Below are 6771 nucleotides of genomic sequence, written 5' to 3' on the forward strand. Positions count from 1 at the left end.
GGCGAGGCGCACGCGCAGCACCGCGGCACCCGTGGCGAACAGCGTCACCCCGCTCCAGGCGAACGGCAGCCGGCCGGCGGCCGACTCCCGGGTCGCCGCACCGAGGCCCGCCGCCTGCAGCGCCGCGTCGAGCAGCGCCGGGTGAAGGCCGAAGCGCTGGGCGTCGCCCTGCTGCTCCGGGGCCAACTCGACCTCGGCGAACACCTCGTCCCCGCGCTGCCAGGCGGCCCGCAGGCCCTGGAACGCCGGACCGTAGGCGAAGCCGAGTCCGGCCAGCACGTCGTAGTACCCGTCCACCGACAGCGGCTCGGCGTCCTGCGGGGGCCAGGCGGTGAGGTCGAAGGCGGGCGCGCCGGCCGAACGGGAGAGGACGCCGGCGGCGTGGCGGGCCCAAGGCTCGTCCGGGGCCGCGCTTTCGGTGCGGGAGTACACCTCCACCTCGCGGCGGCCCTCGGCATCGGGCGAGCCGACCACGACCTGCACCGCGACGCCGCCCTGCTCGGGCAGCACCAGCGGGGCCTCCAGGGTCAGCTCCTCCAGCACGTCGCAGCCCGCCTGGTCGCCCGCGCGGACGGCCAGCTCGACGAACGCCGTACCCGGCAGGATCACCGTGCCGGCGACCGCGTGGTCCGCCAGCCACGGGTGCGACTGCACCGAGAGGCGGCCGGTGAACACGTGACCGTCGCGGTCGGCCAGCGCCACGGCGGCACCTAGCAGCGGGTGGTCGGCCGCACCGAGGCCCGCCGACAGGACGTCGCCGACACCGCGCGAACCCGGCTTCGGCCAGTAGTGCTCGCGCTGGAAGGCGTAGGTGGGCAGGTCGACGCGGCGGGCGTCCGCGAACAGCGGCGCCCAGTCGACGGGCGCGCCGTGGGTCCAGGCCTCGGCCAGGGCCGTCAGGAAGCGCTCGCGCCCGCCGTGGTCGCGGCGCAGCGTGCCTTGGACGACCGCCTCGGTCTCCGTGGCGTCGATGGACTCCTGGATGCCGACGGTCAGCACCGGATGGGCGCTGATCTCGATGAACTGGCTGTGGCCGGAGGTCAGGAGGGACTCAACAGTGTTCGCGAACTCCACCGTCCGGCGCAGATTTTGGTACCAGTACGCGCCGTCCAGCGCGGCGCTGTCGACCACCTCGCCGGTGACGGTGGAGTGGAACGGGACCTCCGGCACGCGCGGGGCCACCGGCGCCAGCAGCTCGGCGAGTTGATTCTCGATGCGCTCGACGTGCGCCGAGTGCGAGGCGTAGTCCACCGCGATCCGGCGCGCCCGGATCTCGTGGGCCGAGCAGTACTCCATCAGCGCGTCGAGAGCCGCCGCGTCACCCGAAACCACCACCGAGCGCGGGCCGTTGACGGCCGCGACCGACAGCCCATCCCAGCGCACGAGCAGCGCTCGGACCTCCCCGGCGGGCAGCGGCACGGACACCATCCCACCCAGGCCCGACAGTTCGACGATCGCCTGACTGCGCAGCGCCACGACCAGTGCGGCATCCTCCAGCGACAGCGCACCGGAAACAGCGGCCGCCGCGATCTCACCCTGCGAATGCCCCACCACGGCCGACGGCTCGACACCGTACGACCGCCACAGCGCGGCCAGCGACACCATCACGGCGAACAGCACCGGCTGGACCACGTCCACCCGCTCCATCCACCCGCCGTCCTCTCCCCCGACGACCTCCAGCAGGTCCCACTCCACGTGCGGCGCAAGGGCGTTCGCGCACTCCTCCATCCGCGCCCGGAACACCGGCTCCTCGGCCATCAACTCCCGCGCCATGCCCAGCCACTGCGACCCCTGTCCAGGGAACACGAACACCGGACCGGCGACCGTACGGGCCCGCCCCGACACCACGCCGGTGCCCGGCAGGCCGTCGGCCAGCGCGCCCAGGCCCGCCAGCAGCGCCTCCCGCTCCTCGCCGACCACCACGGCCCGGTGCTCGAACACCGCCCGCGAGGACACCAGCGAGAAGCCGACGTCCACCGGCCGCTCCCCGCCGACCGCCCCCAGCAGCCGCCGCGCCTGCTCCCGCAGCGCCGCCTCACTCCGCCCGGACAGCACCCACGGCACCACACCACCCGCCACCGGCTCCGGCACCGCCTCCTCGGCAGCGACCGGCGCCTGCTCCAGCACCACGTGCGCGTTCGTCCCGCTCGCGCCGAAGCCGGAGACGCCCGCGCGGCGCGGACGCCCGGTCTCGGGCCAGTCCCGGGCCTGCGTCAGCAGCTCGACCGCGCCCGCCGACCAGTCCACGTGCGGGGTGGGCTCGTCCACGTGCAGAGTGCGCGGCAGCACGCCGTGCCGCATCGCCATGACCATCTTGATCACACCACCGACGCCGGAGGCCGACTGGGTGTGCCCGAGGTTGGACTTCAACGAGCCCAACCACAGAGGCTCCTCGCCGCGCTCCTGCCCGTACGTGGCCAGCAGGGCCTGCGCCTCGATCGGGTCCCCGAGGGTGGTCCCGGTGCCGTGCGCCTCGACCGCGTCCACCTCGCCGGCCGTCAGGCCCGCGTTGGCCAGCGCCTGGCGGATGACCCGCTGCTGCGCGGGCCCGTTCGGCGCGGTGAGGCCGTTGCTCGCACCGTCCTGGTTGACCGCGCTGCCCCGGACGACGGCCAGGACCGGGTGGCCGTTGCGCTCGGCGTCGGAGAGTCGCTCCAGCAGGAGCATGCCGGCGCCCTCGCCCCAGCCCGTACCGTCCGCCGCGGCCGCGAAGGGCTTGCAGCGGCCGTCGGCGGCCAGGCCGCGCTGGCGGCTGAACTCCACGAACGGGCCGGGCGTGGCCATCACGGTGACGCCGCCGGCCAGGGCGAGCGTGCACTCGCCCTGCCGCAGCGCCTGGGCGGCCAGGTGGAGGGCGACGAGGGAGGAGGAGCAGGCGGTGTCGACGGTGACCGCCGGGCCCTCCAGGCCCAGGGTGTAGGAGATCCGGCCGGACATCACGCTGGACGCCGTGCCGGTGAGCATGTAGCCCTCGGCGCCGCCCTCGCTGTTCACCAGCACCGTGGTGTAGTCCTGGGTGGAGCCCCCGGTGAACACACCGGTCTCGCTGCCGCGCAGCGTCCCGGGGTCGATGCCGGCCCGCTCCAGCGTCTCCCACACGACCTCCAGCAGCAGGCGCTGCTGCGGGTCCATGGTGACGGCCTCGCGCGGGGAGATCCCGAAGAAGCCGGCGTCGAAGAGGCCCGCGTCGTGCAGGAACCCGCCCTCGCGGCAGTAGCTGGTGCCGGGCTGGTCGGGGTCGTCCGCGTAGAGGGCGTCGAGGTCCCACGCGCGGTCGGTGGGCATGCCGCCGACGGCGTCCCGGCCCTCGGTGACGAGCCGCCAGAGGTCCTCCGGGGAGGCGATGCCGCCGGGGAAGCGGCAGCCCATCGCGACGACGGCGATCGGCTCGTCGTCGTCGGCCGCCCCGCCGGCGGCCCGGGCCGGGCCCTCGGTCAGGCCGAGGGTCCGGGTGCGCAGGTAGCCGGCCAGGGCGGCGGGGGTGGGGTAGTCGAAGACCAGGGTGGTGGGGAGCTTGAGGCCGGTGGCGCTGCCGAGGCGGTTGCGGACCTCCACGGCGGTGAGGGAGTCGAAGCCGAGCTCCCGGAAGGCGCGGACCGGGTCGATCGCCTCCGGCCCGGCGAAGCCGAGGACGGCCGCGGCCTGGACCCGCACCAGGTCGCTCAGGACGCGCTCCTGCTCGGCGTCGGAGAGCCCGGTGAGCCTCCTGCGCAGCGCCGACTGCTCGGGCACCTCCGTACCCGGCTCACCGGCGGGACGGGCCTCCAGCAGGGCGCGGACCTCCGGCAGGTCCTCGATGAGCGGGCGGCGGCGGGCCGCGCTGAAGGCGGGGTGGAAGCGCTCCCAGGCGACGTCGGCGACGGCGAGGAAGGTCTCGTCGAGGTCGAGGGCCTGCTGGAGGGCGGCGACGGCCAGGTCGGGCGCCATCGCCGGGACGCCCCGGCGGCGCATCGCCTCCCCGGCCGGGCCGTCGGCCATGCCGCCGTCCGCCCAGGCGCCCCAGGCGACCGAGGTGGCCCGGCAGCCGGCGGCCCGCAGCTGCTCGGCGTAGGCGTCGAGGAAGGCGTTGGCCGCGGCGTACGCGCCCTGGCCGCCGCCGCCCCAGACCCCGGCGTTGGAGGAGAAGAGGACGAAGGCGTCCAGCTCGGTGCCGGCGAGCGCCTCGGCCAGGTTGCGGGCGCCGGCGGTCTTGGCCTCGGCGAGCTCCTGGAGGTCGGCGGGCAGCAGGTCGGCCAGGGCGCCGGTGCGGCCGAGGCCGGCGGCGTGCAGGACGGCGCGGATCGGCGTGCCCTGCTCGGCGAAGCGCCCGACCAGGGCGTCGACGGCGGCCCGGTCGGCGGTGTCGCACGCGGCGACCGTCACCCCGGCGCCCAGCGCGCGCAGTTCGTCGGCGAGTTCGGCCGCGCCCGGGGCGTCCGGGCCCCGGCGGCTGGTGAGCACCAGGTGCTCGGCGCCGTTCGCGGCCAGCCAGCGGGCCACATGGGTGCCGACGGCTCCGGTGCCGCCGGTGACCAGCACCGTGCCGCGCGGCCGCCAGGCCCGCTCGGCGGGCACCTCGGCCCCGGGGGCCCGGACCAGACGGCGGACCAGCACGCCGGTGGAGCGGACGGCCAGCTGGTCCTCCTCGTCCTCGGCCGCGAGCAGGCCGGCGAGGCGCTCCGCCGCGCGCTCGTCGGGCACGGCGGGCAGGTCGACCAGCCCGCCCCAGCGCTCCGGGTGCTCCAGGCCGATCACCCGGCCCAGGCCCCAGACCTGCGCCTGGGCGGGGTCGGCCGGGCCGTCCGCGGCCGCGGTGGAGACGGCGCCGCTGGTGGCCGACCAGAGCGGGGCGTCCAGGGCGGCGTCGGCGAGGGCCTGGAGCAGGGTGACCGTGCCGACCGTCCCGGCGGGGACCAGCGGGGCGTCCGGGTGGGGCCGGTCGTCCAGCGGCAGGAAGGAGAGCACGCCGACGGGTGCGGCCTGCTCCTCGGCGTCGGCAGTGGCGGTGGCGTCGGTGGTGGCGTCGGTGAGCCGGGCCGCCAGCGCGGCCCGGTCCGCGGTGGCGTCGGCGGTGAGCCGGCGCACCCGCGCCCCGGCCGCCTCGAGCGCGCGCTGCGCGGCGTCGGCCCACGGGGTCGCCGGGGCCGGCTCGACCAGCAGCCAGGTGCCGGCCGCCCGGGCCCGGCCCTGGACGGCGGCGGGCTTCCAGGCGATCCGGTAGCGCCAGCCGTCCACGGTGTCGGCCTGCTGGCGGCGGCGGCGCCAGGCGGCCAGGGCGGGCAGGACGGCGCTCAGCGGGTCCTCGCCGTCCACGGCGAGGGCGGCGGTGAGTTCGGTGAGGTCCCCGCGCTCGACGGCGGACCAGAAGCCCCGGTCGGCGGCGGACTCCGGCTGGGCGCCCGGCAGGACGGCCGGGGCCGGGGCGTCGAGCCAGTAGCGCCGGCGCTGGAAGGGGTAGGTGGGCAGCTCGCACGGGCGCAGGTCGCGCCCGGCGAAGGCGGCGTCCCGCCGCACCGGGACGCCGTGCGCGTACGCGGCGGCCAGCGAGGTGAGGAAGCGCTCCGGGCCGCCGTCGCGGCGGCGCAGCGAGCCGAGCACGGCGGCCTCGCTGCCGATCTCCTCCAGGGTCTCCTGCAGGCCGACGGCCAGCACGGGGTGCGGGCTGACCTCGATGAAGGCGCCGTGGCCGTGCTCGGCGAGGGTGCGGACGGTCTGCGCGAACTCCACCGTCCGGCGCAGGTTCCGGTACCAGTACTCGGCGTCCAGGGCGGTGGTGTCCAGGAGGCCGCCGGTCACCGTGGAGTAGAACGGCACGTCGGAGGCGCGGGCGGTGACGCGGGCGCCGATCGCCAGCATCTCCTCGCGCAGGACCTCGGTCTGCGGCGAGTGGGCCGCGTAGTCGACGCGGGCGGCCTGGGCCCGGATGCCGAGCGCGGCGCACTCGGCCTTCAACTCGTCCAGGTCGGCGGGTACGCCGGAGACCACGGTGGTGTGCGGGCTGTTGACCACCGCCGGCTGCAGCCGGTCGGTGCGCTCCCCGATCAGCTCGCGCACCCGGTCGACGCCCTGCGCGACCGAGAGCATGCCGCCGAGGCCGGAGAGCCTGGACACCGCCCGGCTGCGGGCCGTCACCAGCAGGGCGGCGTCCGCCAGGCTGAGCGCGCCGGCCACGCAGGCCGCCGCGATCTCGCCCTGGGAGTGGCCGACCACGGCGGCGGGCTCGACGCCGTACGAGCGCCAGAGCGCGGCGAGCGAGACCATCACCGCGAACAGGGCGGGCTGGACGACGTCCACCCGGTCCAGCGAGGGGGCGCCGTCGGCGCCGCGCAGCACGTCCTCCAGGGACCAGTCCACGTGCGGCGCGAGGGCCGCCGCGCACTCGGCGATCCGGGCGGCGAACACCGGTGAGGCGTCCAGGAGTTCGCCGGCCATGCCGGTCCACTGCGAGCCCTGGCCGGGGAAGACGAACACCACCTTGCCACTGGCGGCGCCGCGGGCCGCGCCGCGCACGGTGGTGCGGTGCTCGGTGCCGTCCGCGAGCGCGGCGAGGCCGGCCAGCGCGTCCTCGCGGCCCTCGGCGAGGAGGACGGCGCGGTGCTCGAAGCTGCTGCGGCCGGCGGCGAGCGTCCAGGCGGCCCGCCGCGGGTCGAGGTCCGGGCGCCGCGTCAGGTGGGCGTGCAGCTGCCGGGCCTGCTCGCGCAGGGCGTCCAGCAGCAGCCGGGTGCGGGCCGCCTCGGCGGGGTCGATCGCGCCCGGGCCGGTGGACACCAGGGTCAGCGACCGCCAGGGCAG

At 76.9% G+C, this 6771-nt stretch carries 1 protein-coding gene; it reads right to left on the reverse strand.

The window, feature by feature from the left end; genetic code table 11:
- The coding region (locus ABZW03_RS34560; protein ID WP_355267442.1) for an SDR family NAD(P)-dependent oxidoreductase at positions 1-6771 on the reverse strand (6771 nt) is incomplete at both ends.

It is taken from the genome of Kitasatospora sp. NPDC004799 (assembly GCF_040609095.1).
Classification (GTDB): domain Bacteria; phylum Actinomycetota; class Actinomycetes; order Streptomycetales; family Streptomycetaceae; genus Kitasatospora.